This window comes from Thermogemmatispora sp. (assembly GCF_042408735.1).
In the GTDB taxonomy this organism is placed as follows: Bacteria; Chloroflexota; Ktedonobacteria; order Ktedonobacterales; family Ktedonobacteraceae; genus Thermogemmatispora.
Window position 1 is genome coordinate 1 of record NZ_JBHOQV010000110.1, and the last position, 26,807, is coordinate 26,807.

Below are 26,807 nucleotides of genomic sequence, written 5' to 3' on the forward strand. Positions count from 1 at the left end.
CGCTCCCTCGTCCTGCTCCATTTCTCCCTCCTCCCTCACACCCCCCTCTTCAACGAATACGGCCCCTCCGAAGCCACCGTCTGGGCCTCCGTCCATCCCTGCTCCCCCTCCGACCCCTTCCCTACCTCCCCCATCGGCCGCCCTCTCCCCCACTGCCGCCTCTTCGTCCTCGATCCCTCCCTCCAGCCCGTCCCCATCGGCGTCCCCGGCGAACTCTTCATCGGCGGTCCCTCCCTCTCCCCCGGTTACTTCCGCCGTCCCGACCTCTCCTCCCAACGGTTCCTTCCCGATCCCTTCTCTTCTGACCCTCAGGCCCGCCTCTACCGCACCGGCGACCTCGTCCGCTGGCTCCCCTCCGGCTCCCTCCTCTTCCTGGGCCGCCTCGACCAGCAGGTCAAGCTCCGCGGCTTCCGCATCGAACTCTCCGAAATCGAGGCCCTCCTCTCCTCTCACCCCTCCGTCCAGGAGGTCGCCGTCCTCCTTCACCAGCCCATCCCCTCCGACCCCTCCTCCTCCCGCCTGGTCGCCTTCCTCTCTCCCCGCCCCGGCTGCCAGCTCGAGCGCTCCACTCTGCGCTCCTTCGCCTCCGAGCACCTGCCCGCCTATATGGTCCCCTCGACCTTCGTCTTCCTCGACACCCTCCCTCACACCTCCACCGGCAAAATCGACCGTCGCGCCCTCGCCTCACTAGCGACCATGGAGAGCGACAGGACAGAAGAGCCGAAGGCCGCTCCACGCAACCTGCTAGAGCAGCAACTCGTACAGCTCTGGCAAGAGCTACTCAAGACGCAGCCGATCGGCATCGACGACAACTTCTTCGAGCTGGGAGGCAACTCGCTGCTGGCCGCCCGCCTCTTCGCCCGCATCGAACAGCAGTTTGGCAGGCAGCTCCCGCTTTCACTCTTCTTCCAGGAGCCGACCATCGCAAAACTGACACGGGCCATCGAGGAAGACTGGCAGCAGGAGCATTCATGCACCCCAGTGATCGCCGTGCAACGCGAGGGGAAGCAGCGGCCGCTCTTCTATCTGCATGGCGACTGGACCGGCGGCGCCTTCTACTGCATCGAGCTGGCGAAACGCCTGGGAGCCGATCAGCCCTTCTACGCTGTTGAACCCTATCGCTTCCCCGAGGGAGCACCACCGCCGAGTTTTGAGGCAATGGCAGCCGCCCACATCGAGGCTATCCGCCGGATCCAACCCCAGGGGCCTTATCGCCTGGCTGGCTGGTGCAACGGCGGCCTGGTGGCCTACGAAATGGCGCGCCAGTTGCAAGCGATGGGAGAACAGGTCGAACTGCTGGTCCTGATCGATCCCACCGCTCCCGAGCAAGGGTGGAGTCCCGCCCGCCTGGCCTGCTCTTTCATCAGAGTTTTGGGCAAGCTCCTGGGCTGGAACGAGCAACAACAAGTAGAGACTTTCCGCCGCTGGCGCTACCGCTACAGCCTCTGGCGCTACCACTTGTCCCGCAAGCGGAAAGCGCAGGGGGAGAACGCTCCGGACCTGGACCTGCCCAACGAGGATCACCAGCGCTGGACGAGCACATGTAGCTGGATCTTAACACGCTACCGCTCAGGCCCCTATCGCGGAGACCTGACCTTCTTCTGGGCAGCCGAAGAAAAAAGATGGCGCCGCAAGCCCTGGCTAGACTTCGCCCGGCGCCATCAGCAGGAGGGCCGCGGGCACGTCGACAGCCGGGAGCTGCCGGGGACCCATATCACCAGTCGCACTACCTACCTGGAGGTCTTCGCCACGGAACTCAAGCGCTGCCTAGAGGCGGTCAAGAACAAAGAAGCCCACCCAACGAGTGAGACCGCAGTAGGTCATAGCCAGGGCAACAGGGTGACCATCGGCAATACTCCGTAGTCGATGGGCCTCCTTGGGAGTAGCACTTCTCGCACCAGGAGCAGCCGCTCCAGGAGTCCTATCTTCTTGCAGAGCTTTCGTGGAATTACTATAATGGAGGTGTCAGGCCATACTAGAGGTGGCGTAGACAGAAAACCCAGAGATCTGCCCGGGGCTTAGCTGGGACGCCGCTGGGCGGCTCAGCCGCCCCTGGAGTCAGCGTCTGGGAGAAAAGATCTGGGATCACGGTTGGGGTCTGCGCAGAGGTGGCCCATGCGCAAGCCTCAACCTTTTTTGTTTAGCAACAACCGGCGCGGATGGCACGGCGCCAGCCCCCAGAGAAACGGAGGAAGCCCGGGCAAGGCCAGCGAGTGCACGAAGGGGAAGAAAGGCAGATCGGGCTGAGGAAACGGGCGGTGAGGAAGGGAAGAACCTGGGAACTGTCGACGAGCGGACCAGCGCTGAGGGAAAGAAGTGCGGCGCTCTCTCGCAAGAGCGCCACCCTGACGGCGGGCAAGAGAGAAATAGCGCGGACGATAGGCGAAACGTCTGCTCATGCAAGCTCCTTTTACAGTCGATGCAGTGAAAGCGTTTGACGCGTAAACGAGAGCCGGAGCCACGTCCATGTGTGCGTTGAATCACCAAACACGAAGGGGCCTCACTACAACATACGTTGCATGAGGCCCCTTCGCTCACACAGGTAGCTGGTCTGTTAAGCGACAAAGAAAAAGAAAGCGCTACTCTACTGCTAGAGAGCGAAGTAGCGCCAGGAGCGAGCGAGACTAGCGGCTACAGGCGCAACCGCGCGGTTCGCCGCCGCCGCTGGCCGTTCTGAAGGAATGGCCACAGCTGCAGGTTGTCACCGCGTTGGGATTGTTCACCGTAAAGCCGGCGCCCATCAGGCTATCGACGTAGTCGATCTCGCTCCCGTTAACATAGTCCAGGCTCATCTCATCGATGAGCACCTTGAAGTCGCCCTGAGAAATGACCGTATCGCCTTCCTGCTCCTCATCCAGGGTCATACCATACTGGAGGCCGGAGCAGCCACCGCTGGCTACGAAGATGCGCAAGCCCAGGCTTGGATCGTTTTCCTGCTGCAGAAGCTCGCGAATCTTCTCTGTCGCCAGGGGTGTCAGCGTGACGACGCTGCTTTCGGTCTTTGGCTGCTGCGTCTGCTCGATCATAAGTACCTCTCTCCCAAAGGTTGAACCTGCTTGCTCGCCTCAAGCCCACCAACACGAGCCCCACGCATCGAAGGGACACGTGCAAGGCTCCCTAGGAAGACACTTCAAGCACTCAGTTGCGTTTTATTATATCCCACGAGACCTACAGCGTCAAGGGAAAGGGGCGGGACCGCCCATCCGACCCGACCCTATCCGGAAGCGGAGAGAGCGCTTCAACAGGGGCCGCAGGCTGAGCTGGTCCTAGAGACCAAAGCGCTGCTGGGCACGGATCAAATTGGCGAGCAGGGGCGGTATCTCAGGCGGGGAGCCATAGAGCAAGCTCCCATGCCGCTCGCCGCTGGAGGTCATACGCAACATGGTATTGGCCGCCGACCAGCCCTGAGCCAGAAGATGAGCCGCCAGGCCGCTGACGATGGGAGCGGCGAAAGAGGAGCCAGCCCAATCTGCCCAGCCGGTGGTATTTGGCTCTCCATTGGGGAAAGTGGGCGAGATATAGACTCCTCTGACAGCATCGGGCAGATCGTTGCTATCTTTGACACCCTCAACATCGCCTCCGAACGTGGCCACGCCGCCATTGACCGGGGGCAGCGAGGCAGCATTAGCAAACTGGGATGGCTCGAAGCGACTGTTGACTGAGGTCACACTGACCACGCTGGCATAGCGCGCCGGAGCCCGCGGAGGCCTTCGACGCTTCCCCTGACGGCTTTCCGGCCACGAATCGTTGCCCGCCGCCGCAACCAACAGGGCTCCCTGGGCATAGAGGCTGTCAAAGAGCAGGCGCAGCCCTTCCTCCAGCAGCGTTAAGACGCTCATAGCGCTGACCAACCCCTGGCTGGGCCAACGCCGATCATCAAACCAGACATAAGCCAGGCGGCGCGCATCGGGCAAGGTTGTCAGGCTCAAATTGATGATCAGGCGCCGGATCGCGCCCGTAAACAGCTCCTTCTCCAGCCCGGTCAGAGCGGCAAACAAGCCATAGAGATCGCCACCGCCATAGTCATTGAGGATGCGAATCAGACGAATACGCGCCTGGGGGGCGACATCACGGATGAGGCCGGCCACAAAGAGGCCATGATCTGGCATCGGATAGTATAGGGCCTCGCCATAGCGATCACGCCCGGTGCGAATAGTCTCCCAGAGCGGATAGCGATCGTACTCGATCTGGAACAAGCCATCGCCGTTCCTCAAGTCGGCAGCCAGCCGCTGGAGCAGCCAGTTCCGCCGAAACTCAGGACGCTCAGCCGCCCCCAGGAGACGCTCGGACTGAACCGCCGTGTCCAGCACAGCCACCAGCACGTTGCTGGCCCCCTCGGGATCAAGCAGAAGCCCCTGATCAAGAAAAGAAATATGCCAGCCCAGCGGCGGCTCACTGGTCCCAAGAGCCGGCAGCTCCAGCCGCGGCGCAGGGCGTGGCGGCAAAGCTGGCCCTCCAGCGCTGTAATAAAAAGGGGCGGCAGCCACCAGCCAGTTGGGCATAATAGAGACAAGACGCAAGCCGCGCTCAGCCAGCTCTTCCAGATGCACCTGCAGATATGCTAACGCTAAAGGCATCGGATCGAGGAGGGCTTGCTCCAAATGGCGCACCTGATAGAAGATGGCCACCAGCGGCTGCTGGCGATGGTAGCCAAAGAGAAAGGCGCGCTGGCGAATGGGGGGCCGAGATGGCCTTGTCTCTTCCTGCCAGCGGCCCCCGCTTCCAAACGGCTCCAAGACAAGATGATGCGGCGCCAGAAGAGTATTGAGCTGGCTCCGAACTTGCTCAGCCAGCAATTCTAAGGCATCTTCAGCCGGCCTTCTGGGCAACTGTACCACAACCACCATTTCACCACGTATCCAGTAACAGAGTTCGGTCGGTCTCCCAATGAGGTCAGCAGCTCGAGGAGTCATGCACAGATCCCCTTCTAGCTAGAGCTAGCACACGGCGTGAGTGAGCGCGCGCGGCATAATGAGCCGCGCCTCGCAGGCAGACAGCCGTAGGCCAGCCGCAGCCGGGATGGCAGCGTTGCCCCCTTCTCCGCTCCTTGCCGCCCCTCTCACCCGAGGATGTCCTGGTCCTTCGCTTCCTTCTCTGTCTACCCGCTTCCTGCAAAATGGGACGGAGCGACTGTTTTCTATCATCGGGCATTATAACTGAACCAATAGAAGATGGCAAATGGAATCTCCCTCCAGGACGCTGCTCCCAGGAGGATCAGGCTAACGAAGCAAACGGAGACCAGACGATCTCGGCAGCTCGGGAGCTGCCACCCTTTTCTGAGGCGCGGAATCCCGCTATAATGAGAGAAGCAGCCCTGGGACCAGGCTAGAACGAAGGAAGAGTATCGCTTCGATGAGTGCAGATCGTCTCTACGCCAGCCTGCTCGATCTGGTGGCTTTGCCCTCTACATCCGGCCACGAGGAGCACGTCCGCCAGTACCTTGAAACAACCCTGCAGGCCCAGGGGCTAACGACGAGCGTTGACAGCGCCGGCAACCTGATCGCCTTCCTCCCCGGGCAGGGTCGCCCCCTACTCTTGAACGCGCACATGGATCGTGTTCCACCGGGGCGGGGACAGCGTCCCATCCTGCGGGACGGCGTGCTCTACAGCGACGGCAGCTCTAACCTGGGGGCCGACGATGCCGCCGGCCTGGCCATCATTCTGGAAACGCTCAGGCGTCTGCAGGAGCGCTCCCAGCCTCATCCGCCCATTGTGGCCCTCTTCACCGTTCAGGAGGAAAGCGGCTTGCAGGGTGCCCGCGCCTTCGACCCAACCCCCTGGCAGGTCAGTGACGGCATCGTCTTCGATAATGCCTTCGAGGCCGGCGTCGTCGTCTCGCGCGGCGCTCATTATGAAGCCTTCGACGTGGAGATCACCGGACGCACCGGCCATCCAGGCAAGGACCTCTCGCAGGTCGTCAATGCTGTGGAGATCTTCCGCCGGGCAGCCTACCCCCACGGGTCACTCGCCAACGATCAGACGAGGATTCTCATCGGACGCATCGAAGGGGGGAGCGCGCGCAATGCCGTTCCCGATCGCGTGCTGCTCCAGGGGGAACTGCGCAGCTTCGAGGAGAGCGAGCAGATAGAGGGCTACCGTGAGTGGCTCCGCAGGGCCTTCGACGAGGCGGCTCAGCAGGCTGGAGGCCAGGCCAGGCTGCACTTTGTTCCCCACTGCGGCGCCTACGTCGTCGCCGAAGATGAACCACTTCTGACCCTGTACCGCCAGGTGCTCACCGATCGCGGCGCGCAGCTGCAACTGCGTCCTACCTTTATCGGCAGCGATGCGAGCGCTCTGCGCCCTCGTCTGCGCGTCTTCACCATCTCGACCGGCGTCGTCAACGAGCATTCACCCGCGGAATATGTACCGCTTAGACCGCTGGAGCAACTGGTAGAGGATACGCTAGAAGTATTGCGCCGCTGGTCAGGCTCTGTCTGAAGACCCTCCGAGAAGCAGGAGCAGGTCCAGGCGAACCCGCCAGGCCAGGTGTGTGGACTAGTTTTTGAAAATGATGACAAATGGTGACAAATGGACTCGTTTATGCTACCCTTTGAGGCATGAAATTGAGTCACTATGCCAGGCAGCAAGGAATCAGCTACCGAACGGCGTTCCGCTGGTGGAAAGCCGGGCTGGTTCCTGGCTCTCAAACGGCCACGGGGACCATGATCGTCACTGATCACGAAGCCGAGGCTCGTTCTCCGCGTAAAGTCGCGATCTATGCGCGCGTGTCTTCTGAGGCAGTCTGGCAAGACCCGCGCATGCCCACGCTCTGGAAAGCCGGACGCATCGTCGGCTGGATCGAAGCCCTGTGCGGGAATAGCCCGCAGACCTTCAGGAGCCTGACCACCGAGGAACCGGAACGCAGGACCGTTTCGTAGACGCGCTCAAAGAACGTCTTGACAGACAAGAGGAACGAGCAGCATCGGGCTGCCCGTTCCTCCCACGAGGAGGAGCAGGGCCGTGAGACTGGTGGAACAGCACGTGATTGCGCGTACCGACCCGCGCTTTCAGCGCATCGATGAGGCTGCCTTTGCCAGCAAGAACCTGTGGAACGCGGCCAACTATCTCGTGCGCCAGTCCTTCATCTTCCAGGGTATCTATCTCACCAAGGTGGCGGTCTATCACCAGATCAAGACCCACCAGGCGTATCAAGCCCTGCCCCGCAAAGTCAGTAATCAGGTGCTCCTCCAACTGCATCAAGCCTGGGTCAGCTTCTTTGAGGCGATGCAGGCGTGGCGCGAGCATCCCGAGCAATTCACCAGACGTCCGAAGTTGCCTCGCTACAAACACAAGACGGCGGGGCGCAACCTGCTGGTTTTCGAGATGGGCGCGATCTGGAACAGCGCGCTGAAGTATCGGGAGATCGCCGTCTCTGAGCTGGGCTTCCTCTGCTTCACCAGGCAGGACCCCGCCAGCATCGAGCAGGTCCGTATCGTGCCCAAAGGCGATCATTACGTCATCGAAGTCATCTATCAGACGCAGCCCCAACCTGCCTCGGTCGATCCTCATCTCTTCGTGGCCGCTGATCTGGGTGTCAACGTCCTCGCTGCCCTGACTTCCAACAAACCCGGCTTTGTCCCGCGCCTGGTCAACGGTCGCCCCATCAAGAGCGTCAATCAGTTCTACAACAAACAGCGCGCCCATCTCCAGAGCCCCCTTGCCAAAGCCAACCGACAGACCTCCCGCCAGCGTGATCGCATCACGACGAAGCGCAATCGCCGGGTGCTGCAGTACCTGCACCCGGCCAGCCGTCGCATCATCGCTCTGTTGGTGCAAGAGGGCATCGGCACGCTCATCATTGGCAAGAACCCGCTGTGGAAGCAAGGCGTCGAGATGGGCAAACGGAACAACCAGAGCTTCGTGCAAATCCCGCACGCCCGCTTCATCGAACTGCTCACCTACAAAGCGGAACTGGCTGGCATCCGCGTGATCCTGACGGAGGAGAGCGACACCAGTCAGGCCAGTTTTCTCGACCGTGACCCACTGCCCGTCTACGATCCTGCACGCACCGAAGAACCGCGTTTTAGCGGCAGACGGCTCGGGCGCTGGTATCAGGCCAGCGGCAAGCGCCTGATCCACGCCGATGTCAACGGATCCTACAATATTGGCAGAAAAGGAGTCCCGAACGCCTTTGACGGCCCAGGGATAGGGGCACCGGCAGTTGTGCCTGGACGGCTTGCCGTCTGAACCGACTCATGTTATCAGTTGTCATGAGTTCTTGGTACTGTACTCAAACAGCCTGAAGCGCCATCGGCGCTTCAATCGTATTGGAGGATAGCAACCTACAGGCTAAAGGAGGAGGCTGCAGGTGATACCCTTCCAGGACTTCCCAGGGCCTCGCCGACATCTGCCCTGGGTGACATGGGGTCTGATCCTGATTAACGTGCTGGTTTTTCTCTATGAGCTTTCTCTGGGGAGCCGCGCCGATGAGCTGATCTTCGCCTATGGAGTAGTGCCCGTAGCCCTGGTGCATGGCCTCCCCCAGACAGCGCTCGTGCAAACCCACCTTGCTTTCCAGACTCCCGAGCCGGTTTACTTCACCCTGATTACATCACAGTTTCTGCACGCCGGCTGGCTCCACATTGGCGGCAATATGCTCTTCCTCTACGTTTTCGGCGATAATGTGGAAGATCGTCTGGGGCACTTCCCTTATCTCTGCTTCTATCTGCTCTGCGGGATCGTGGCCGGCGTGGCACAGGCGGTAGCCTTCCCCGACTCAACGATTCCCAGCATCGGGGCCAGCGGCGCCATTGCCGGCGTACTGGCCGCCTACCTGGTACTTTTTCCCCTGGCCGGGGTACGCACCGTCATCTTCATCTTCTTTTTCTTCACTATCGTAACGCTGCCGGCGATTGTTCTCATCGGCCTCTGGTTCCTGCTCCAGCTCTTTGATGGCGTGGCCTCACTGGCCCAGGTCCAGCAAGGTATGGGCGGAGTCGCCTACCTGGCCCACGTCGGCGGTTTCCTCACCGGCCTGATCATCACGCTGCTTCTGCGCCCCTGGCTCAAGCCTCCAGCGCCTATCAGCTACCCTTCTTACCCTTACCATCCCTATTCGCGCGAGAACGACTATCGCCGCTGGTGGTAAGTGGGAGACAGGCAGGCCGAGATCGCCAGGGAGAGTCCGCAGAACGATCTCAGGCCGTTTTCCGCAAGAGCATGCGCTCTGGAGTGACGAACGAGGCTCTGTCTGTGCCCGGCCAGAGCGTATGCTTTGCGGGCCGTGTACCCCCAGGCTTTCATGGCCCGTCAAGAACCTGGCATGCTCTCCTCCCCTTGACGCAGGGACAGCTCCAGGAGCTGCTCCTCTATCTCGCGCCAGGCAGCTTCTTGAGCCTCATAGAGGGACAAAGAGCGACCCGCCGCGCTGGCTTCCTCGACCTTGCGACTGACATGCCTTCTGAAATTGCGCAGATATGGCAATTGTTCGGTGTAGAGAGGCATCAGACGCAACTCGATATCACTGTGACTGTAGAAGGCATCGGGGGTAAAGGTCAGAGACATCAGCTGAGCATAGCGCTCAATCAGCGACTGCTGGGCCTGATTGAAAGCCTGGGGCTGCGTGCTGGAGACAATCAGGCAGCCCCCAACGCGCGTCTGCCAGAGAATAGGGCAGGCCACCGCGCTCTGCTCGTGCTCGACCCAGTGAGCAGGGAAGAGGCTGTACTCCTCGTCGCGGCTAGGAATGGTCACCAAACGGCAATGGGTGACGGCGGCCCCGGCCAATGACTCAGCCCCCAGGAAGATCGTCTGCTGGCTGAGATCGCGAGGCCAGGGGGGGTTTCCTCGCCCGACAATCTCGCGCAGGCTGCGCACCTTCTGTCCCGGGGCAGGCGGTGGCATACAGCGCGCGACCGTTACCGCCAGGCCACGCCGCTCGGGATCAAGCTGCCTGAGCATATGCTGCAACAGAAGATCGAAAAGCGCCTCCGGATAAAGAGAAGGGGGCGTCGTGGCGTACATGCTGAGCGCTCGTACATAGACCTCGATGGGCGGCGCCGGCAGCGCCGCAGGGGCCGAGGTCTCTGCCGGTTGCTCTAACAACCTCGGGAAGTCCCTGGCCAGGAGGCGCAGCAATTCGGGATAAATCTCGCGCGGCACCGCCTTCAGCAGACGCCGCACATTATCCTCCCGCGGCTGCACTACCCCCCGCGCCCAACGCCTGAGAGTGATCGGTTGCACCCCCATTTCCTGCGCAAGTCGTCTCTCTAGCTGAATGTCCTCGATAAGCTGACTCAGCAGTTCTTGCCAGGTTTGCAAGTGTCTTCCCTTCCCAATAGTGTTAGCGAAATATCATTGGAGAACTTTATTAAAGAATCGATTGATCTACGTCTCAACTCCATGAGGAAGTGCTGTTTCGTTACAGCGCTTCTATGATAGCATAACTCTCATTGAACAACAATATCCCATGCACATATTAGAACATATTACTATGTGAAAGGGCATGAACCACCGCGCGCCCGCGTGTTACGCCTGCGCGGCTTCGAGCGTCTCTTTATACGAGCTGAGCAATTCTCAACAGGAGGGGCTATCCCCGGCTCGCGTTGCCGGGGAAAGGACAGGACCAGCTCGAGCCGCCAGAGCAAGGTAGTCCGACAGAGGTCGCCTGCTGGGAGCGTCAGCGTTGGGAAGGTTTTAAGCTGAGCGAGGAGTCCTATGCGCTGGTCACGAGTGTTTGTCGCTCAGGCCAACAGGAGCTGGATCCATCGCAGCCTGCAGGTTTTTCGGGAGACGGAAGCCGCAAGCGAGGAGCCAGAGGAGCGCCAACGGCCCGTCCCGAGCGAGCAGGCGGAGGAAGAAAAGGGGCTCCGGTATTCTGGCCTTGTATCAGAGAAACCCACTTCAGAGAGGCTCAGGGGAGCAGGGGAGACACGCCCGTCAGATGCAGGCGGTTCCCCCGATCCCGACGGCGGCCAGCGGGCGGCCAGTCAGCATCGCCTTCCTGCCCGCTCTCCCTGGCTCACAGCCATCCAACAGGTGCTACCGGTCTACACAGCCACCCACGTGCTCTACTTTCTTTTGAGCTATATCGCCTTTCTCTTTCCAGGAGATTCCAGCAGCACGAAAGGACCCGTTCTTCTGGCCATGATCAATAGCTGGAACCACTGGGACAGCAGCCACTTCATTACCATTGCCATGCATGGCTACAGCAACTGGTGGCGTACAGCCTTCTTTCCTCTCTACCCCCTGCTTATTCGCCTGACCAATTATCTGGCAGATAATCCCGTTCTGGCAGGACTGGTCATCTCCAATCTGGCCGGCTTTGGTGCCCTGGTAATGCTCCACCGCCTGATCGCCGAGGACTTCGACGAGGAGCTAGCCGGCCGCACTGTGCTCTACTACGCTACTTTTCCTATGGCCTTCTTCCTGGCAGCAGCTTATAGCGAATCGCTCTTTATGCTGCTGGCGCTCCTCTGTTTCTACGCTATCCGACAAGGCTATTGGTGGCAGGCCGCGCTCTGGGGTGGTCTGGCCAGCCTTACCCGAGTGACGGCCCTTCCGCTGCTTGTTCCTTTCGTCTACGAATACCTGCGCCAGCATCAGTTTCGCCTGGGTCAGTTCCGCCTCGATGCCCTGGGCATTCTGGGCATTCCCAGCGGCCTTGGCCTGTTTGCCGGCTACTGCTTCCTGCGTTTCCATGACCCGCTGGCCTTTTCTCACGCGGAATCCGTCTGGCAGCGCAGCTTACAGCCCCCCTGGTTCGCTGTTAGCGCGACCCTCGCAGCCCTTGTCCAGGATTCCAGCCATCTCGATTTTATTACCATCCACCGCGTCAGCGACCTGGTCTTGCTGACGGGAATGTTAGTGCTTGTCGCACTTCTCTTTGTCGGTCCCTGGCGTCTGCGCGGATCTATCGCCCTATCTTATACTTCTTACACCGCTGTAGCCTTCATCTTCTTTCTAGTCGTACCAGCTCAGGGACGCTATCCCACGATGTCCTTGCCACGCTACTGCCTGGCTCTCTTCCCGGCCTTCCTGGTGCTGGCCCGCCTTGGCAGGGGCGAAAGCTTTCGCCTCCACTATCTGATCATCTCTGGGGGACTGCTCACCTTCACAGCGCTCCAGTTTCTCATCGGGCAGTGGGCGGGATAGAGCAAGATAGGGTGCAGCAGGGCGGGCCGTGCTCGGGACCGCGAGCCGTCAGTTGGGATCGTCAAGCAAGGCCGTGCAGCGATCTGCCGGCTGAGCAGGCTCAGCATGGCCAGACTCACTGCTCTTTCTCAATCGTAATCCAGCCATGCTTGAGCGCATAGACAACCGCTGCCGTACGGTCATTGACAGCCAGTTTCTTCAGAATCGAAGTAATATGATTCTTGACGGTCTGATCGCTGATCTTGAGTACTTTGGCGATCTCTTTGTTGCTGCGACCGCGGGCAATATGATCGAGTATCTCGATCTCGCGGCTGGAAAGCGGTGACGGCTCCTTCTGAGCGTTGTCCTCTTCTTCCTCTTCTTCATTGAGGGCGCGGAATGAGGCCAGAACACGCGAGGCAATCTGCGGTCTGGAGAGGACGTCATCGTTCATGAGGTATTCGCCACGGCTCACCTTGCGTACAGCCTCCCTAAGCTCATCCAGCCCAATGTCGCGGGTATAATAAGCCGCTGCGCCGACCTTGATTGACTGGAAGAGATCTTCCTCGTTCTCGGCGGGCGTTAGCATAATCATAGCCACCTGCGGAGCGACCCGGCGCATCAGACGAGCGATCTCCAGAGGATCCGCGCAGGTCAGGCCGGTATCGATCAAAGCGACATCCAGCCGGCCCTCGCCGGCGAGGGCCAAAATTTCAGCGGGATCGGTGGTCTCGCCGACAATCTCGCAGTCCCCCATGCGTTCCAGGGTCGCGTGAATACCGATGCGCAGCAGTGGCTGCTCTTCAACAATCAGCACACGTATTGTCTCCATCCAGCTTGCGGCAGTCCTCTCCTTGAGAGGAACGCCCCTCCTCCTTCCGGATCTAGAGCATTGTTGTTGGTTCTCAAGCCTGTCCCTTATCCAGCCCCTCCGGCGAGGCAAGGCCCACTGCTATCAGCGAGCAGTGTGAGGTTGGCCTATGCTTTCCCCCGCCCAACGGTACTATTCTACCCCGGTGGTCTAGTCAAAAGTACTAGTCTCAAGAAGAAAGTACTAGACATGGCCTTCCTACCCTTCTCCTGGCCCATTCCCGCCCACGCTGGGCAGCCCCATGGGGCCCTTTGCGACGCCAGACCGCTCAGAGGACCTCCTTCCCCAGAGAGGGAGAAGAATTCCAGGTCGATGAAATGAAGAGGCCTCCTCCCGCGTTTTTTTCAATAGGCGTAGTATGATGAAGAGGAATGGTAAGGAGGGAGCCTCTCTAAGGCGCTTTAGCCTATCCTATCTAGAGGTGCGATCCACTTCCCCCTCTTTTTCGATGAATCAGATATGACCAGGAAAGAGTATGCAGAAAAAAGAGGAAGGGCAATGAAACGGTCAGCCATACAGGTCCAGGCTTCTTGTTCTCAGCCTCAGAGGCGCCAGGCAAGCAGGTTGCTTGTGGCTATGCTGGCCCTGGTCGCTCTGCTGCTGAGCGCCTGCAGCCCAGATAGCTCCAACGCCCTGGCCAGTGGGCCCAAGACAGTGGCCACTCCGGCCATCTCCCCCACGCTGCAAAACGAAGGGCAAATGGCTCTGCAGACGTTCGAGCAATGGATTAACCTGATGCAGCAAAACGGTGGAGATGTCACAACCTATCGCCAGCAGTATCAGAGCGATCAGCAGGCCCTCCAACAGGCGCAGACGGCCAGCGCCTACAACCAGGCTCTGGCCACGCTGAAGGAGCATATCCGGGCCATCCAGCTTCCGGCCATGAAGGCCGAGAGTAGTCATCTTCAGCAGCAGTTGGCCCAGGAGGTCAGCGCCTGGGGACAGACCCACACCTATCACGATAGCTACAACAATCAGACCTACCCACTAGGTTATGAATATGGCTCCCAGGGCATCGGAGGCAACGACTGGCTTGGAGAAGAGCTGAGCCAGGCTCAGACTCTGGCAGACTATCAGCAGGTAGTTGAGGACCTGCAGATGTGGCTGACGAACTTTGAGGCGATGAAAGCCAACTTTAGCGATAAGACACCCTATAACCAACCACATAAAACCGATCTCGATCTAATGCGTCACTATGGCTACATGGGTGAGCGTGTAGTGGTCGTTTCGCTGAGCGAGCAGGCCCTACGGGCTTACGATCACGGCAAGCTGGTCAAAGCTTTCCTGGTGACTACCGGCCAGCCTGATCTGCCAACTCCTCCCGGCACCTGGTGGATCGAAGGAAAGCAGCATCCGACGATCTTTAAGTCAAGCGAGCCAAAGGGATCGCCGCACTGGTATCCCGATACGAAGATCAACTACGCCATGCAGTACCATAGCAACGGCTACTTCTTGCACGACGCCTGGTGGCGCGCTGATTTCGGTCCGGGAACTAACTTCCCTCACCAGGACCCAACCGGTGATCCCTTTGCCGGCCAGGGATCCCACGGCTGTGTCAACATGTCTACCGATAACGCCGCCTGGCTTTACAACTTTGTGAGCCTGTATACACCGGTGTTGATCTACTAGCTTCCGCCATTCCCCCAGCCGATATCTTCGACCGCCAGGGCTGAGGCGAGGAGGGAGACAGCCAGAAGGAGCTGCTGGTGATCAACGGGAGCACACAAGCTCAGCCTCCAGCCGGAACACAGAGAGGAGAGAAGAGACCAGCCAGCCAGGCCAGGCACGTAGCCCAGCCATGCCTGGGCAACTGGTCTCTTCTCTCCTCCTCATTTTCTCACTCGTGGACCGCTGGTCGATCGGCTCAGTCGTCCCTCACCTTCGGTTCTGGCCTGGCAAGCCCGATCAGAGGGCTAGCGCGGGGTAACGACGGCGCTAAAATCGTTATTAGCGCCCCACATAGCCGAGAACATGCTATAGGTCATGCGCGTGAAGTTGGCCGGCGAGGAGTCGACGGTGTAGACGTACTGGTTGTCCCCTCCGCGGACAACAAAGATATGACCACCGGGGAAGTAGTAGCTATCGCGGATACTGACGATGACCGGTGTGCCGCTATTAGCGATCGCAACGATCTGCTGGAGGGTGCGTGTATGACTCAGACTGGCATTGAAGCCGAAATAGTTGGCAGTCATAGCGATCCCCTCCTCCCTGAGTAAGCCTAGCTGGACATCCCAGACGCCAAGCTGTAACTCGACCTGGAGCACATCGGCGGCGATGAGATGGCGGCCATAGGCGTTCATCACCTCCTCCAGGGCGATCCCCGAGCAGGAGGAGTAAGACCAGACTTGCCATTGGTAGTCGTTATAGTACTGGCTGCGCGAGGCTGAATCGACTCGAACAATGTGCGCGCTGGCCGTATCGGGAGGAGCATGGGGCGCGGTCTGCAGATCCATCGTCGAAGATGCAGAGAAGAAGCTAAATGTAGCGGTCAGGCTGCGAAAGGTATCGCGCACGATTCCACCCTGGCTGGCCAGTGCCAGACAGAGCATCAGCAGAAGCCCCAGGGAGACTAGCATGCGCCAGCGGCGATACCATACCGGGGGGAGGACAAAGCCCGGCAGCGGCTGCGCCTTCTGGAAAGAGACTAGCGCGCCCTCCTGCGTGGGGAGGACGACGCCAACCTGCTGTTCCTCACAGGCCGCCAACAGCGAGTGGCTCTGAGCCGTCCGAGCCTGCCTGTAGCGTCGGAGCTGGCGCATCGCCCAGAGTCCCAGACCAACCAGCACGATGAGCACTCCGCCAAGCACCAGCACCATCACGAGAGAAGAGAGCATATAGCAACCTCACGCTGTACGGAGAATGAGGTTTGATCTTGAGTTTAGTATAGCTCAGCCGGGGACGAAGAGACGACTCTTCTAGGAAAAACAGCCTGATCGTGCTAGTGTCTTTCCTGGCCAGCCGCCACCCGTAGACCGTGATATGCTCTATTCGATCTTGCTAACAGTGACTGATGTGCGGCACCAGACCTTCCTTCGTTTGCGCTCTTGCGCTTTGGGTTAACTATCTTTAGCGAGCCAGGAGCCAGCCCCTCAGACCTGCCCATAAGGCCCCACCAACCGCCCGCCAGCCCGATCAGTGCTGTGGGGAGACTGGCATGGCAGGGCAGGGCAAGAGAGCCAGTCAGAAGGGTTCCAAAGGAAAGGGAAGATTGGCAGTGGGAAAGGCTGCGCCCTGGCCCCGCCGGGCGGCATTGCCCGCAGAGTGAGGCCAGGGCGCAGGATCAGGTCAACGCCAGGTACACCCGCGCCAGAGAGAACATCAACCTACTCGGGCGGGGGGAAGCTGCGCCCCTCCATCTGCTCGAAGGCGCGGCGCAGAGCAGGTGGCAACGGATGCGGGCGTCCAGTGCGATAATCACACCAGACCATCACAGAGCGTCCCGTAGCAAAAATGCGCTCGTGATTGTGAGCGTCCCGAATCTGATGCTCCATAATAAAGCTGGTGCGGCCTACGTGGGAGACACGCACGCCCACCTCAGCGCGGTCTGAGCGGATCAGTGGCAGTTCATAGGTACAGCTGACTTCCTTGACAAGCAGGCCGTAGCGCGCCGCGCGCGGCCCCGTCTGAATGCGGGGATTCTCGGCGCCGGGCCGCTCCTGAGCAGCCTCCTCTCCCGGCCAATCCTTGAGCCAGCGCTCCAGCAGATTCAGATAATAGCTGCGCGCTTCTTCAAAATAGGTAAAGTAGACGGCGTTGTTAACGTGAGCAAGTGGATCAAGGTCACGAAAGCGGATCTGCAGGGGATACCAGCAGGGAAAACGTTCACTCATTGGACTCCTGTCACTGGTCCTTTCGTTGCTAGATAGGGCTATCTTGATCAGGGGTTGTACGCTCTTAAAAGCATAGCGAAAAGGTCTGTCCCGAAACAAGGGCCAGAGAGAAGCCCTCTTTCTACCGCTCCGCCCTGGCGCTCCCCAAACGGGACGCGGGCAACGCTCGCGGTTTTCTGGTCAGCGGGGCAGACAGCAGACAGAGGCAACGGCCATTGTGGAACGGACACGCCTGACCCCGACCGGAACTGGTCCTTCTTGCTAGCATGCGGTATGCTACAGGCAGAGCCGAGATGGCCGATCTGTCAGCCGGAAATCTATCAGGAGTGGAGATCATCGGGGATTGAAAACTATGGACGCACAGGATGCAGCCCGATTACGCGCTGCCATTAATGAGTTTCTCGCTCGCTATGATACGCTGGCGATCGCGACAGAGGACAATGGTCAACCTTACGTGACGCGCGTCTTCTACGTTGAGGAGCCGCTCAGCGAGGAACGAAATAGTCTAACGCTGTACTGTACCTTCATTCTGACATCGCGTAAGCTGGCGAATCTGCGGCGGAATCCGCGGGTGGGAATCTTTATCGGGCCAGGAGAGCCAACAGCCTGGCTGGAGGCCACGGCAGAAGCCCGCTTGATCAACGATGAGCAGGCCAGTGCTACTGTGCGCGAGCGGCTCATCCGGAAATCCCCCGCGGCGGCCTCCTTCATCGCCAGGTTGCCAGTGCAAGCCATCGCGCTAGAGGTCCGCTGGCTGCGCATTACCGACCTGACCGAGCTACCTCGCCAGAGCGAGGCAACTTTCCCCTTAGAGTCGGGTCCTGTAGGACCAACAACTTTCTAGCCAGGCTGGCTCGGCCCCTTCCTCCCAGCAAGCAATCAGGCGAAGAACGGAACCGGCCAGCAGGCGGGTTATTTGTGCGACGAGGAGAGACACCCAGGCCCCGGCCCGGAGCGGCCTGTCAGGTCCCTCCTCCTCGTCGCTTTGGGGCTGGGCGGTCGCCAGCCCTATCCAGCCCTATTCCTGGCGCCCCTTCGGCTTCCTCAGTGCGCGAGGCTATACCCGATCTCGTCGAGCTGCCGCTCAATCTGCTCCAGGGAGATACGCCCCGGATCATAGGAAAGGTGAATGCTCTTGCTAGCGATGTCGACACTTACTCGTTCGATCCCCTGGAGAGCACCCAGCGTGCTTTCAATTGCCCTCTGACAGTGCTCACAGGAGATGTCCGGAGAGATGAGTGTGATCGAGGTGCTTGTGGTGCTCATATGGTTTTCTCGCCTTCTTTCACTCCGTATTCATTCTTCGACAGGAGGTAGCTCCCCTGCCTCCTGGGCCTTCAAATGATTCCCCGCCAGGGTAAAGAGCTGCAGCAGCTCCGCTACAACGGCCTCCTGGCGCCCGCTTTTGATGCCTTCGGGGACGCAGGTGTGGAGATGCCCTTCGAGAATGATGGCTTCGACTTTCTCTAGCGCCCGACGTACGGCATAGCTCTGGCGTAGAATATCGACGCAGTATTTGTCTTCTTCTACCATCTTGGAGATGCCGTCGAGATGCCCCTTGATGTAGGAGAGCCGCTTCAATACGTCGCGACGGCGCTCTTCTTGCACAGTAGCTGGCTCCTTTCTGCCCTTCTCCAGGACTACCTTTATTTCCGCCCTCGAGACTGCCCTCTGTCACTATACCATACCCCCCTGGGTGGGGTCAAGAGAGACAGGTAGCCGGCGTCGAGGGATACCCAGGCCCGTCTACGCACACCATCCTAACCAGCACACGGTCCTGCTATCGGGAATTCTCCCTATTGACCTCAAATGGTATGTTTTTTTGTGTGGAGACAATCGCCAGGTTGCTCTTCGGCACTCATCTTGCAAGCAATCAAGCAAGCAGGAGCTGGGCGGCTTTATCAACGGGCGTGGGAAGACCGCTGGATTTATCCGGGATCCGGGAGATGAGAGCGCCGTTCCTTCTTCAGGCGGCCTGGATGGAATGGATATTGCTGACTTTTGGCACTGTGTGTGCTTTCATGTAAAGCATGAAGCAGAAGCGAGCATACCGCCGGCCGACGAGCAAAAGCATAGTCTTGCTCAGACCTTGAGGTGTATCTGCTTTGTCTACAATTGGGCATTGCCTCAAAAGACCGGTGCCTTCTGCAGAGAGCAGAAGAGACGGCCTTCCTATAAGGACCTGGCAGACCGCTGGTACCCATCCAGCAAACGCTGTTCGCCTGTGGGCATATTCTCGACTTCTTAACGCTTGCTGTCCGTGAAGGGATCTGTCCTGAATGCGGCATCCATCACGACCATGACATCAATGCCGCAAACACTATCCTTGCGGTGGGGCTTACCGTCAATGCCTGTTGAGCGGCTGTAAGACCCGCTGTGGCGAAAACCAACCCTGGCGAGTCTCGACGAAGCAGGAAAGCTCACTCGTGAGAGTGGGAAGCCCCCGCGCTTTAGCCGGGGGAGGATGTCAATCTCTGTCGAACGGCCTGAGAACGGGCGTGTGGAGGAACAATGGCGACTTCGCAGCAGCGTTCGCGAGATGAGCTTGTTGTGCAGGAGCAGGGGCCAGAATCGAGGAAGCCTCGGAGGCGGGGAGCGTATGTGCTTTTGGCCATTGCGCTTATCGCGGTGATCGTGGCCGCCGGTTGGGAGTTCCTCAGCGCCCGTCGCAGCGCGACCGACCCGACGGTGCCAGGGCGCCCGCTCTCGAACCCCGAAACTCATCTGCATACGCTGGCTGTGGGAGACGATGGGCGCAGCCTCTACCTGGGCACCCATTTCGGCCTCTTCATCAGCCGCAATGGGGGAGAGAGCTGGCCTCAAGCCCGCGGGGCGCTGGCCCCGGCGATGGTGACCTCGATCGCGCCCGCCCCTGGTGATCCTAATTTGCTCGCCGTGATCGCTGTACCAAGTGGGATTGGTAGCGAGCAGCCTGGCGTGTATATCAGTCGCGACGGTGGCAATAGCTGGCGTCTGAGCAACCCGCCTCGTCTACCATCCTCGGCCTATCCTTTTTCTGTGCAGGCCGGGAGCGGCCCCGCTGGCCATTTCTACGCCTTCTTTGTTTACGCCGGCTGGTATGAGACGACAGATCTGGGGGTCCACTGGCGCCCTATTACCAGCGGAGCGCTTTCGGCCATGCAGACGCCCCTGTTTTTGACTGATCCACGGAACCCGCGTCATCTCCTGCTGGGAGGCGATCAGGGACTCTTTGAGACCTTCGACGATGGGGTCCACTGGCAACGCCTCCAGGGGATCAACGGCACGGTGCTCAGTCTGACCGCTACGCGAACCCAGCCGCGGCTGATCTTCTGCGCCACCGATGAAGGTTTCTATCGCTGGCAGGATGGGAGCCAGCAGATCACCCACCTGCGCGGTTCCACGCCGAACTCCTCGCTGACGCGCCTGATAAGCTCAGCTGACGGTGCAGCTCTCTATGCCCTGGCCGGGCGCGATCTGTGGTTCTCCGCCGATCAGGGGACAAGCTGGCAAAAACGCTTCACTTTCTCGCGCAGCGACCTCATGGCGCTTCAGCTATCGCCCAGACAGCCTACGCAGCTCTACGCCGCCTTCTTCTATCCCGCCAGCGTGCTTTTCAGCCAGGATGGAGGCCGTTCCTGGCAGGTGCTGACAGACTGAACGAACGCAGAGCTATCGCCGGCAACCGCGCCCTCCTCGCGTCTGGCCGGCGAGGTAGCTCCACCTTCCTTCAACTCCCCGGCATCCATCTTGCCCGCCAGACCGGTACGGCTATCCGCTGGCCTGCGCCAGCCTCCGCTGGCAGATGGTCTGCTGGTGCGAACACCTTACGGTACCCTGATGGAGAGAATAGGGATTCTTCCCAATGGACAGCCGGAGTCTTGCTTCCTATGCTAGGGTCAGAGGCTGCCTGGCTCGAAGCCACTCTTTCTTTTCTCGCCAGAGTCAATCGAGCAGTGGCTCAGCCAGGAGAGGAAGCCAGCAGAGAAGATGAACAAGTGAGGACGCTGACTATGCTCTACTCCAGGTGGCGACCGGTGCGCGCGCTGCAGCTTGGCGGTGCGCTGCTGCTGAGCACATTCTTACTCTTTATTGTCGGTGTAGGCTCCGCCTCGGCTCATGCAAAGGTCATCGATGCCAATCCGAAAATTGGCTCAACGATCAGCCAGGTACCAGCGACCGTGACAGTCTTTACTGCCGAGAATATTAATCCCGATCCCAGCAAGAGCAATCTTTTTGTTTACGGGCCAGGCGGGGAACTGGTCAGCCAGGGGAACGCAACGATTCCTCTGAATAATCCGCGCGAGATGTCAGTACGCATCAAGCCAGACGGCACTGGGGTCTATATTGTGCGCTGGACGACCGTCTCAGCGGAGGACGGCGACCCCGCAGAGGGGGCCTTCATCTTCACAGTAAAGGCCGCCGCGGCAAGCAGCGCGACCCCAACAGCGGTCCCAACAGCAACGGCCAGCGCCTCCAGCTCCTCGACGACCTCTACCTCGAGTGGAGCCAGTAACCTGCCGTTGTGGGTGAGTGTGGCAGGCGTCGCTGGACTACTCGTCGGCGGCGGCGCCGGTCTTGGCCTGGGCCGCAGCCTGGCCCGCAGGTCCGCCAGCTCGTCTGGTCTGGCCCAAATGCGACGTGAGCTTGTTCGCGAAGAGGAGAAGGACACAACCCCGAGAGGGTGAGCGCTCATGCGTGTGCGCCCGATCTTCTGGCTCTTGCTGACCTTTTCTTGCGTCACGGCTCTGACGCTGGCCGCCCTCTGGCCCGTTCAGGTTCCAGCGGTGCTCCACGTGCAGGTGGCGGAACAGCCACCCCTGCGCGTTGGTCCGGCTCAGCTGCAATTACGGCTGACTGATCCCCAGGGAACGCCCATCGAACAGGCTCAGGTGACCTCCTCAGCCTGGATGCCAGATATGGTGATGGGGCCAACCCCGATCCACATACGGCAGGTAGGCCAGGGCAGCTATAGCGTGCAGGTCTTCTTCTCGATGCCGGGAGCCTGGGCGATCAAGATTGAGGCGCGCGCCGCTGGCTTTACGCCGCAGCAGCAAATTCTCCATTTAGAAGTAGCCTGACCTGGTTCGGGTCGGACCAGGCCCCAGACTCGCTTGTCTGGCAACGAGAGAGCGCAAGAGAGCGCAATGGAAGAGCCGCTGCCTGGCTGGCAGCTAGCCAGTTGGCAGAGGCAGAATGGCCTCCACTCGCGTCCCCTGGCCCGGCTGCGAATCGATAGAGAGCCTGCCACCGAGGAGAGCGGCCCTCTCCCGCATGCTGACCAGGCCGAGGCCGGTGCCGCGCTGCTTTGGGTCGTAGCCCGCACCATCATCTTGCACAGAGAGATGAATAGCGGCAGAGACCAGCCGCAGCGAGAGGTGCGCCCGGCTGGCCCGCGCGTGACGAGCTACGTTAGTGAGCGCTTCCTGTGCGATCCGAAAGAGGGTCGTCTCATAAAGGGGGGGTAGGTGCTGCCAGAGGGCCTGTTCCTCTATAGTCAGTTCGACCGGCAGGCAAAAACGCCGACGACTATCCTCTACCAACCAGCGCAGAGCGGCCACCAACCCCAGATCGTCGAGAACAGGCGGGCGCAACCGCTGGGAGAGCAGGCGGAGGGTCTCGAGCGTGCGCTGAGCCAGCTCGCTCAACTGCCGACAGCTGGCTACTAGCTGCTGGCGTGTCTCGCTGGCAATAGCCTCATCGGGCAGGCTCTCGAGCGTGCGCGTGAGAATCTCGCAGTAGACGAGAACGGCGGTCAGATTCTGGCTGCTTTCATCGTGCAGCTCGCGAGAGACGCGCCGCAGCTCCTCCTCTCGCGCTTGCAAAATCAGGGCCGACTGCTGACGGCGCAGTTCTTCCAGGTGGTCCAGCATTGTATTGAAGGCTGCCGCGAGCTGACCGACCTCGGAATCGGCAGGAGCAGGCTCGGCCCGCGCCTCGGTCTTGCCCGCACTGACCTGGCGAATGACTTCCAGCAGGCGGAAGAGCGGCTTGAAGCTGGCCCGAAGCAGGAAGGCGTTGACCGCGATGCTGAGCAGGGTAGCCGCCACCAGAAAGGCCGTATCGATCAGAAAATGATGAGCTTCCAGGGCATGACTGGTGACCCAGAGGGCGATGATTGCTTCCGCGAGCAAGAGCAAACTGTTGGTAAGAATGACCTTTTCAAAGAGAGAGAGCTGCCAGTACCGCAGCCATTCCCAGATAATCCGCATCGTCGCTCTCTTTCTGGCATGCTCTATGAGCAATAGATTTTGTGATTGCGCAGAGCCAGAGATGGGGGAAGATGGACCCGACTGTCGCAGGCGCGCATCGCTGCACCAGTCCAGAGAGCAGCCTTCCCCTGGCCCGGCCCGGCCCAGCCCAGCTCGGCCCGGCCAGGTACTCCAAGGCGAGAGAAGGGACAAGCCAACTTCTCCCCAAGCCGGGTTGGCGATCGCTCTCCCTGGCGTTACACTACCCTAATATAAAACATTCTTGACCAGGAGGAGGCAAGGAGGGAGAGAGCAATGGAGAGTGAGCAGCCAGTAAGCGCCGGTCGGACGGCTGATCGGACGATTAGCCTGGTGTTGGCCGACGATCACGATATTTTGCGCCAGGGCTTGAAACTCTTGTTAACGCTTCAGCCGGAAATTCGCATCGTCGGGGAGGCCAAGACCGGCGTCGGGGCTGTGGAGATGGCGCGGCAACTGCGACCGGACATCGTGGTGATGGACATCACCATGCCCGAAATGGATGGCCTGGAAGCCTGCCGCCGCATCCGCTCCGAGCAGCCAGAGACGCAGGTCCTGATTCTGACCATGCACGATAGCGAGGAGTACTTTCTGGAGGCCCTGCGAGCGGGAGCCAGCGGCTATTTGGTCAAGAAGGCGGCACCTGCCGAGCTGCACAGCGCGGTCCGCGCTCTCGCAGAGAACGGCGTCTTTCTCTATCCTGGCCTGGCTCGCTCGCTGATCCGCGTCTACCTAGAACACTGCGCGGCTCAAGACCAGAGCCGGCCTCGGGCTGCCGACTGCTCTGCCTGCTCCCCGCCAGAAGCCGCTGCAAGAGAGGAGCTGGCCGCAGAACTGCGCGTGCTCAGTCCACGTGAGCTGGAAGTCCTTACCCTGGTCGCCGAGGGCTACACCAGTCAGGAGATCGCTAATCGTCTGGTGTTGAGCGTCAAAACAGTGCAGGCCCACCGCGCCAATATCATGGAGAAGCTCGGGCTGCACGACATCCCCCACCTGGTGCGCTTCGCTATCCGTCATGGCCTGATCTCGCCTGACGATGGCCTTCCCAGCCCACGCCCTCGCCCTTGAGGCGAACGCGCTCTCAGGCAGGTCAGGATTGCGGAGCAGGCGCCTCATTGGCCAGATCCATCAGCAAACGAGCAATGAGAGCGGTCCAGCCCGTCTGATGGCTGGCCCCCAGGCCGCGCCCCGTCTCGCCATCAAAGTACTCGTAAAAGAGAATCAGGTCACGCCAGTGCGGATCAGAAAGGAAGCGCGACTCCTCTCCACACCAGGCGATCTTTCCCCGCTCATCGGGCAAGAAAAGGCGGCACAGACGCCTCGTCAACTCCTGCGCTACCTGCGCCAGGGTGAGCTGTCTACCCGAGCCAGTGGGACACTCGACCAGGAGGCTTGCGCCATAGAAGCGATGGTAACGCTCCAGCGCCTCGATCAACAGATAGTTTAAGGGGAACCAGACAGGTCCGCGCCAGTTGGAGTTGCCTCCAAAGAGAACGCTGCGCGCCTCCGCCGGCTCGTAGTCAATGCTGAGCTGCTGGCCATCAAGGACGACGGTGTAGGGATGATCGCGATAGTAGCGCGATAGCGAGCGAAGGCCGTAGGGAGAGAGAAATTCGTTCTCATCTAGCAGGTAGCGCAGGACACGCAGCAGGCGCTCGCGGGAAGGAATAGCAAGTAGGCGGTGGGTTTCCGAGTGATGCCCCCCTCCCTCTAGATAGGAGATGTGGCGGGCAAGGTCGGGTCGATTCTCCAGAAACCAGCGCAGACGCTTACTGAAGCCGGGCAGGGCGGCCAGACGCTCGTCATCGAGAATGTCGACCGCCAGCAGGGGGATGAGTCCGACCGCCGAGCGCACGCGCAGGGGTAGGCTGCGCCCGTCGATGAGAAGCTGATCATAGTAGAAGCCATCTTCTTCGTCCCACATGCCATTGCCCCCCAAGGCATTCATGGCATCAACGATGGCGATAAAGTGTTCAAAAAACTTCGAGGCCACATCTTCGTAGGCATGATCTTCGTGGGCTAGCTCGAGGGCAATGGCCAGCATGGTCAGGCAATAGAAGGCCATCCAGGCGGTGCCATCGGCCTGCTCAAGCTGCTCGCCACCGGGCAGAGGGCGCGAGCGATCAAAGAGACCAACATTATCGAGTCCCAAAAAGCCGCCGCTGAACAGATGTCTGCCGGCGATATCTTTGCGGTTGACCCACCAGGTGAAATTGATCAGCAGCTTATGAAAGGTGCGGGCCAGAAACTGGAGGTCGCGAGATCCGCGCGCCGCTGTCATCTTGTAGACGCGCCAGCAGGCCCAGGCATGCACCGGCGGATTGGCATCCGAGAAGGCGAATTCATAGGCTGGAAGCTGCCCATTGGGATGCATATACCACTCGCGTAAGAGCAGGATGAGCTGCTGTTTGGCGAAATCGGGATCGAGGGTTGCAAATGACACAGCATGGAAAGCTAGATCCCAGGCAGCATACCAGGGATATTCCCACTTATCAGGGACAGAGAGAATGTCGCGATTAAAGAGATGCTTCCAGTCGTGGTTACGCCCGGAGAGACGGGAAGGTGGGGGAGTCGGCTGGGTCGGATCCCCCTTGAGCCAGGTGGCCACATCGTGGTTGTAAAACTGGCGACTCCACAGCAGGCCGGCGTTGGCCTGGCGGATCACACGCTGGGCCTGCTCTGGGAGTGTAGGCGGAATGCGCGCCGCATAGAAAGCGTTGGCCTCCTGCTGGCGCTGGGCGAAGAGGGCCGCGAAGCTTTCGCCAAAGGGCGTGGCAGGCGCCTCGCTCTCGGCAAAGAGGCGTAGTTGAAGCTGGCACGCTTGAGCTGCAGGCAAGGTAAGCACGTAATAGAAGGCAGCTTTCGTTCCCTCCTGAGCTGGATTGACGGCCTCCTGGCGCCCTTCGATGACGTAGGCATGGAAAGCATCCTTGACATATGGGGAGGCATTGGGAACGCCGAAGAGGCGCTGGAAGTTGGTCTCATTCTCCGTAAAGAGCAGGCACGGCTCTGGCAGGTCCGGCTGACGCTCGGCCAGTAGCCAGAAACGGCCCAGCGAGATATGCTCGGCCAGCAGAGACTGACCATCTGGAGTGCTCAGGCGAGGCCTGGGGCTGTAATCCTCACCCCGTTGACCCCAGCTCCAGGTGTTGCGAAACCAGAGCGTGGGCAGAAGATGGAGCGTGGCCGCTTCCGGGCCGCGGTTGGCCACGGTGAGACGGATCAAGATATCGTTGGGAGAGGCTTTGGCATACTCGACCGTGAGATCAAAGTAGCGGTCTTCGTCAAAGATGCCAGTAGCGAGCAGTTCATACTCCGGCTCGGCCCGAGAGCGTCGGCGATTCTCCTCGACGAGATGGGCGTAGGGATAGGCTCGCTGAGGATACTTGTAGAGGGCACGCAGATAGGCGGAGCTGGGCAGCGCATCGAGATAGAAATAGTATTCTTTGACATCCTCGCCGTGATTACCCTCAGCGTTGGTCAGGCCGAAGAGCCGCTCTTTGAGAATCGGGTCCTGGCCATTCCACAGGGCCACGGCGAAGCAGAGCCGACACTCACGGTCACAGATGCCGAGCAGGCCATCTTCACCCCAGCGATAGGCACGGCTCCGCGCATGATCGTGAGGGAAATAGTCCCAGCAGTTCCCATCGGAGGAATAATCCTCGCGCACCGTCCCCCACTGGCGTTCGGCCAGATAGGGGCCCCAGCGCTCCCAATTCCGTTCGTGGCTGGCGGCTTCCTGCAAGCGCCGCTCTTCAGCCTGCGGAAATGTCTCCTCGCCCATACCGAGATGACTCCTTTGCTCCTGTTCTCCTGCAGCCTGCA

At 60.1% G+C, this 26,807-nt stretch carries 23 protein-coding genes and 2 pseudogenes; 14 read left to right on the forward strand and 11 right to left on the reverse strand.

All coding sequences use genetic code 11. The features are described from left to right. Window positions 1-1,863 (forward strand): thioesterase domain-containing protein (locus tag ACFMO7_RS09370; RefSeq protein ID WP_376795224.1); only part of this gene is annotated, 1,863 nt, incomplete at its 5' end. Between the two features lie 263 nt (window positions 1,864-2,126). Here ACFMO7_RS09370 and ACFMO7_RS09375 read toward each other — a convergent pair. The 3 genes from ACFMO7_RS09375 to ACFMO7_RS09385 all read right to left on the reverse strand — a co-directional run bounded on the left by ACFMO7_RS09375 (window position 2,127) and on the right by ACFMO7_RS09385 (window position 4,913). Further along, window positions 2,127-2,399, reverse strand: coding sequence for a hypothetical protein (locus ACFMO7_RS09375; RefSeq protein ID WP_376795225.1), 273 nt, complete (start codon window positions 2,397-2,399; stop codon window positions 2,127-2,129). 225 nt (window positions 2,400-2,624) lie between these two features. After that, a complete protein-coding gene (erpA, locus tag ACFMO7_RS09380) occupies window positions 2,625-3,026 on the reverse strand; it encodes an iron-sulfur cluster insertion protein ErpA (RefSeq protein WP_376795226.1) in 402 nt (133 codons plus the stop codon). Between the two features lie 240 nt (window positions 3,027-3,266). Further along, entirely contained in the window at window positions 3,267-4,913 is a 1,647-nt protein-coding gene (locus ACFMO7_RS09385) for a S8/S53 family peptidase (protein ID WP_376795227.1), read from the reverse strand. A gap of 439 nt (window positions 4,914-5,352) precedes the next feature. On the opposite strand from ACFMO7_RS09385, the gene ACFMO7_RS09390 reads away from it, so the two are divergent. From ACFMO7_RS09390 to ACFMO7_RS09405, 4 genes are all read left to right on the forward strand, one after another. Then, a complete protein-coding gene (locus tag ACFMO7_RS09390; RefSeq protein ID WP_376795228.1) occupies window positions 5,353-6,438 on the forward strand; it encodes a M20/M25/M40 family metallo-hydrolase in 1,086 nt (361 codons plus the stop codon). A gap of 119 nt (window positions 6,439-6,557) precedes the next feature. After that, entirely contained in the window at window positions 6,558-6,878 is a 321-nt protein-coding gene (locus tag ACFMO7_RS09395) for a hypothetical protein (protein ID WP_376795229.1), read from the forward strand. Between the two features lie 82 nt (window positions 6,879-6,960). Beyond that, window positions 6,961-8,187, forward strand: a complete 1,227-nt coding sequence (locus ACFMO7_RS09400; RefSeq protein ID WP_376795230.1) for an RNA-guided endonuclease InsQ/TnpB family protein — start codon at window positions 6,961-6,963, stop codon at window positions 8,185-8,187. 121 nt (window positions 8,188-8,308) lie between these two features. Next, complete coding sequence (locus tag ACFMO7_RS09405) at window positions 8,309-9,088, forward strand: rhomboid family intramembrane serine protease (RefSeq protein WP_376795231.1); 780 nt, start codon at window positions 8,309-8,311, stop codon at window positions 9,086-9,088. A 161-nt stretch (window positions 9,089-9,249) separates the two neighbouring features. Here the strand turns inward: ACFMO7_RS09405 and ACFMO7_RS09410 are convergent, their stop codons facing one another. Next, a complete protein-coding gene (locus ACFMO7_RS09410) occupies window positions 9,250-10,260 on the reverse strand; it encodes a GAF domain-containing protein (protein WP_376795232.1) in 1,011 nt (336 codons plus the stop codon). Between the two features lie 396 nt (window positions 10,261-10,656). On the opposite strand from ACFMO7_RS09410, the gene ACFMO7_RS09415 reads away from it, so the two are divergent. Then, window positions 10,657-12,093 carry a mannosyltransferase family protein gene (locus ACFMO7_RS09415; protein WP_376795233.1) on the forward strand — a complete coding sequence of 479 codons (1,437 nt, stop codon included), beginning with the start codon at window positions 10,657-10,659 and terminating at the stop codon, window positions 12,091-12,093. Between the two features lie 115 nt (window positions 12,094-12,208). Here the strand turns inward: ACFMO7_RS09415 and ACFMO7_RS09420 are convergent, their stop codons facing one another. Beyond that, window positions 12,209-12,904 (reverse strand): LuxR C-terminal-related transcriptional regulator, encoded by a 696-nt coding sequence (locus ACFMO7_RS09420; protein WP_376795234.1) that lies wholly within the window; start codon window positions 12,902-12,904, stop codon window positions 12,209-12,211. A gap of 615 nt (window positions 12,905-13,519) precedes the next feature. Between ACFMO7_RS09420 and ACFMO7_RS09425 the strand changes: the two genes are divergently transcribed. Further along, window positions 13,520-14,572 (forward strand): L,D-transpeptidase, encoded by a 1,053-nt coding sequence (locus ACFMO7_RS09425; protein ID WP_376795267.1) that lies wholly within the window; start codon window positions 13,520-13,522, stop codon window positions 14,570-14,572. Between the two features lie 284 nt (window positions 14,573-14,856). Here ACFMO7_RS09425 and ACFMO7_RS09430 read toward each other — a convergent pair whose 3' ends face one another. Both ACFMO7_RS09430 and ACFMO7_RS09435 read right to left on the reverse strand, forming a co-directional pair. Continuing rightward, window positions 14,857-15,777, reverse strand: coding sequence for a hypothetical protein (locus ACFMO7_RS09430; protein ID WP_376795235.1), 921 nt, complete (start codon window positions 15,775-15,777; stop codon window positions 14,857-14,859). A 489-nt stretch (window positions 15,778-16,266) separates the two neighbouring features. Next, window positions 16,267-16,773 (reverse strand): acyl-CoA thioesterase, encoded by a 507-nt coding sequence (locus ACFMO7_RS09435; protein ID WP_376795236.1) that lies wholly within the window; start codon window positions 16,771-16,773, stop codon window positions 16,267-16,269. Between the two features lie 352 nt (window positions 16,774-17,125). Between ACFMO7_RS09435 and ACFMO7_RS09440 the strand changes: the two genes are divergently transcribed. Beyond that, window positions 17,126-17,617, forward strand: a complete 492-nt coding sequence (locus tag ACFMO7_RS09440; RefSeq protein WP_376795237.1) for a pyridoxamine 5'-phosphate oxidase family protein — start codon at window positions 17,126-17,128, stop codon at window positions 17,615-17,617. A 200-nt stretch (window positions 17,618-17,817) separates the two neighbouring features. Here ACFMO7_RS09440 and ACFMO7_RS09445 read toward each other — a convergent pair whose 3' ends face one another. Together ACFMO7_RS09445 and ACFMO7_RS09450 are read right to left on the reverse strand one after the other, a co-directional pair. Next, window positions 17,818-18,039 carry a heavy-metal-associated domain-containing protein gene (locus ACFMO7_RS09445; protein WP_376795238.1) on the reverse strand — a complete coding sequence of 74 codons (222 nt, stop codon included), beginning with the start codon at window positions 18,037-18,039 and terminating at the stop codon, window positions 17,818-17,820. 30 nt (window positions 18,040-18,069) lie between these two features. Further along, the gene (locus ACFMO7_RS09450; RefSeq protein ID WP_376795239.1) at window positions 18,070-18,381 is read right to left on the reverse strand and encodes a metal-sensitive transcriptional regulator; all 312 of its coding nucleotides are present in this window, start codon (window positions 18,379-18,381) and stop codon (window positions 18,070-18,072) included. A 376-nt stretch (window positions 18,382-18,757) separates the two neighbouring features. Here ACFMO7_RS09450 and ACFMO7_RS09455 point away from each other — a divergent pair. The 5 genes and pseudogenes from ACFMO7_RS09455 to ACFMO7_RS09475 form a co-directional block, all read left to right on the forward strand. After that, window positions 18,758-18,904 (forward strand): annotated as a pseudogene (locus ACFMO7_RS09455) (helix-turn-helix domain-containing protein); the annotation flags it as partial. A 57-nt stretch (window positions 18,905-18,961) separates the two neighbouring features. Next, window positions 18,962-19,203 (forward strand): annotated as a pseudogene (locus ACFMO7_RS09460) (zinc ribbon domain-containing protein); the annotation flags it as partial. A 177-nt stretch (window positions 19,204-19,380) separates the two neighbouring features. Then, complete coding sequence (locus tag ACFMO7_RS09465) at window positions 19,381-20,412, forward strand: WD40/YVTN/BNR-like repeat-containing protein (protein ID WP_376795240.1); 1,032 nt, start codon at window positions 19,381-19,383, stop codon at window positions 20,410-20,412. Between the two features lie 353 nt (window positions 20,413-20,765). Then, window positions 20,766-21,440, forward strand: coding sequence for a copper resistance protein CopC (locus ACFMO7_RS09470; RefSeq protein ID WP_376795241.1), 675 nt, complete (start codon window positions 20,766-20,768; stop codon window positions 21,438-21,440). A gap of 6 nt (window positions 21,441-21,446) precedes the next feature. Continuing rightward, on the forward strand, window positions 21,447-21,833 hold the full coding sequence (locus ACFMO7_RS09475; protein ID WP_376795242.1) for a FixH family protein: 387 nt from the start codon (window positions 21,447-21,449) through the stop codon (window positions 21,831-21,833). Between the two features lie 93 nt (window positions 21,834-21,926). Here ACFMO7_RS09475 and ACFMO7_RS09480 read toward each other — a convergent pair whose 3' ends face one another. After that, window positions 21,927-22,964, reverse strand: a complete 1,038-nt coding sequence (locus ACFMO7_RS09480; RefSeq protein WP_376795243.1) for an ATP-binding protein — start codon at window positions 22,962-22,964, stop codon at window positions 21,927-21,929. A gap of 294 nt (window positions 22,965-23,258) precedes the next feature. Here ACFMO7_RS09480 and ACFMO7_RS09485 point away from each other — a divergent pair, with 294 nt between their 5' ends. After that, a complete protein-coding gene (locus ACFMO7_RS09485) occupies window positions 23,259-24,050 on the forward strand; it encodes a response regulator (protein ID WP_376795244.1) in 792 nt (263 codons plus the stop codon). Window positions 24,051-24,072: 22 nt separating this feature from the next. On the opposite strand, the gene ACFMO7_RS09490 is transcribed toward ACFMO7_RS09485, so the two are convergent. Beyond that, window positions 24,073-26,766, reverse strand: a complete 2,694-nt coding sequence (locus ACFMO7_RS09490; protein WP_376795245.1) for a glucosidase — start codon at window positions 26,764-26,766, stop codon at window positions 24,073-24,075. Window positions 26,767-26,807 lie beyond the last annotated feature (41 nt).

Coding starts and splice junctions, on each gene's coding strand:
- ACFMO7_RS09435 (WP_376795236.1), bottom strand. CDS start 16,773: ATGAGTGAACGTTTTCCCTGCTGGTATCCCCTGCAGATCCGCTTTCGT.
- ACFMO7_RS09415 (WP_376795233.1), top strand. CDS start 10,657: ATGCGCTGGTCACGAGTGTTTGTCGCTCAGGCCAACAGGAGCTGGATC.
- ACFMO7_RS09385 (WP_376795227.1), bottom strand. CDS start 4,913: ATGACTCCTCGAGCTGCTGACCTCATTGGGAGACCGACCGAACTCTGT.
- ACFMO7_RS09490 (WP_376795245.1), bottom strand. CDS start 26,766: ATGGGCGAGGAGACATTTCCGCAGGCTGAAGAGCGGCGCTTGCAGGAA.
- ACFMO7_RS09390 (WP_376795228.1), top strand. CDS start 5,353: ATGAGTGCAGATCGTCTCTACGCCAGCCTGCTCGATCTGGTGGCTTTG.
- ACFMO7_RS09375 (WP_376795225.1), bottom strand. CDS start 2,399: ATGAGCAGACGTTTCGCCTATCGTCCGCGCTATTTCTCTCTTGCCCGC.
- ACFMO7_RS09395 (WP_376795229.1), top strand. CDS start 6,558: ATGAAATTGAGTCACTATGCCAGGCAGCAAGGAATCAGCTACCGAACG.
- ACFMO7_RS09485 (WP_376795244.1), top strand. CDS start 23,259: ATGGAGAGTGAGCAGCCAGTAAGCGCCGGTCGGACGGCTGATCGGACG.
- ACFMO7_RS09475 (WP_376795242.1), top strand. CDS start 21,447: ATGCGTGTGCGCCCGATCTTCTGGCTCTTGCTGACCTTTTCTTGCGTC.
- erpA (WP_376795226.1), bottom strand. CDS start 3,026: ATGATCGAGCAGACGCAGCAGCCAAAGACCGAAAGCAGCGTCGTCACG.
- ACFMO7_RS09420 (WP_376795234.1), bottom strand. CDS start 12,904: ATGGAGACAATACGTGTGCTGATTGTTGAAGAGCAGCCACTGCTGCGC.
- ACFMO7_RS09480 (WP_376795243.1), bottom strand. CDS start 22,964: ATGCGGATTATCTGGGAATGGCTGCGGTACTGGCAGCTCTCTCTCTTT.
- ACFMO7_RS09425 (WP_376795267.1), top strand. CDS start 13,520: ATGCTGGCCCTGGTCGCTCTGCTGCTGAGCGCCTGCAGCCCAGATAGC.
- ACFMO7_RS09440 (WP_376795237.1), top strand. CDS start 17,126: ATGGACGCACAGGATGCAGCCCGATTACGCGCTGCCATTAATGAGTTT.
- ACFMO7_RS09470 (WP_376795241.1), top strand. CDS start 20,766: ATGCTCTACTCCAGGTGGCGACCGGTGCGCGCGCTGCAGCTTGGCGGT.
- ACFMO7_RS09445 (WP_376795238.1), bottom strand. CDS start 18,039: ATGAGCACCACAAGCACCTCGATCACACTCATCTCTCCGGACATCTCC.
- ACFMO7_RS09430 (WP_376795235.1), bottom strand. CDS start 15,777: ATGCTCTCTTCTCTCGTGATGGTGCTGGTGCTTGGCGGAGTGCTCATC.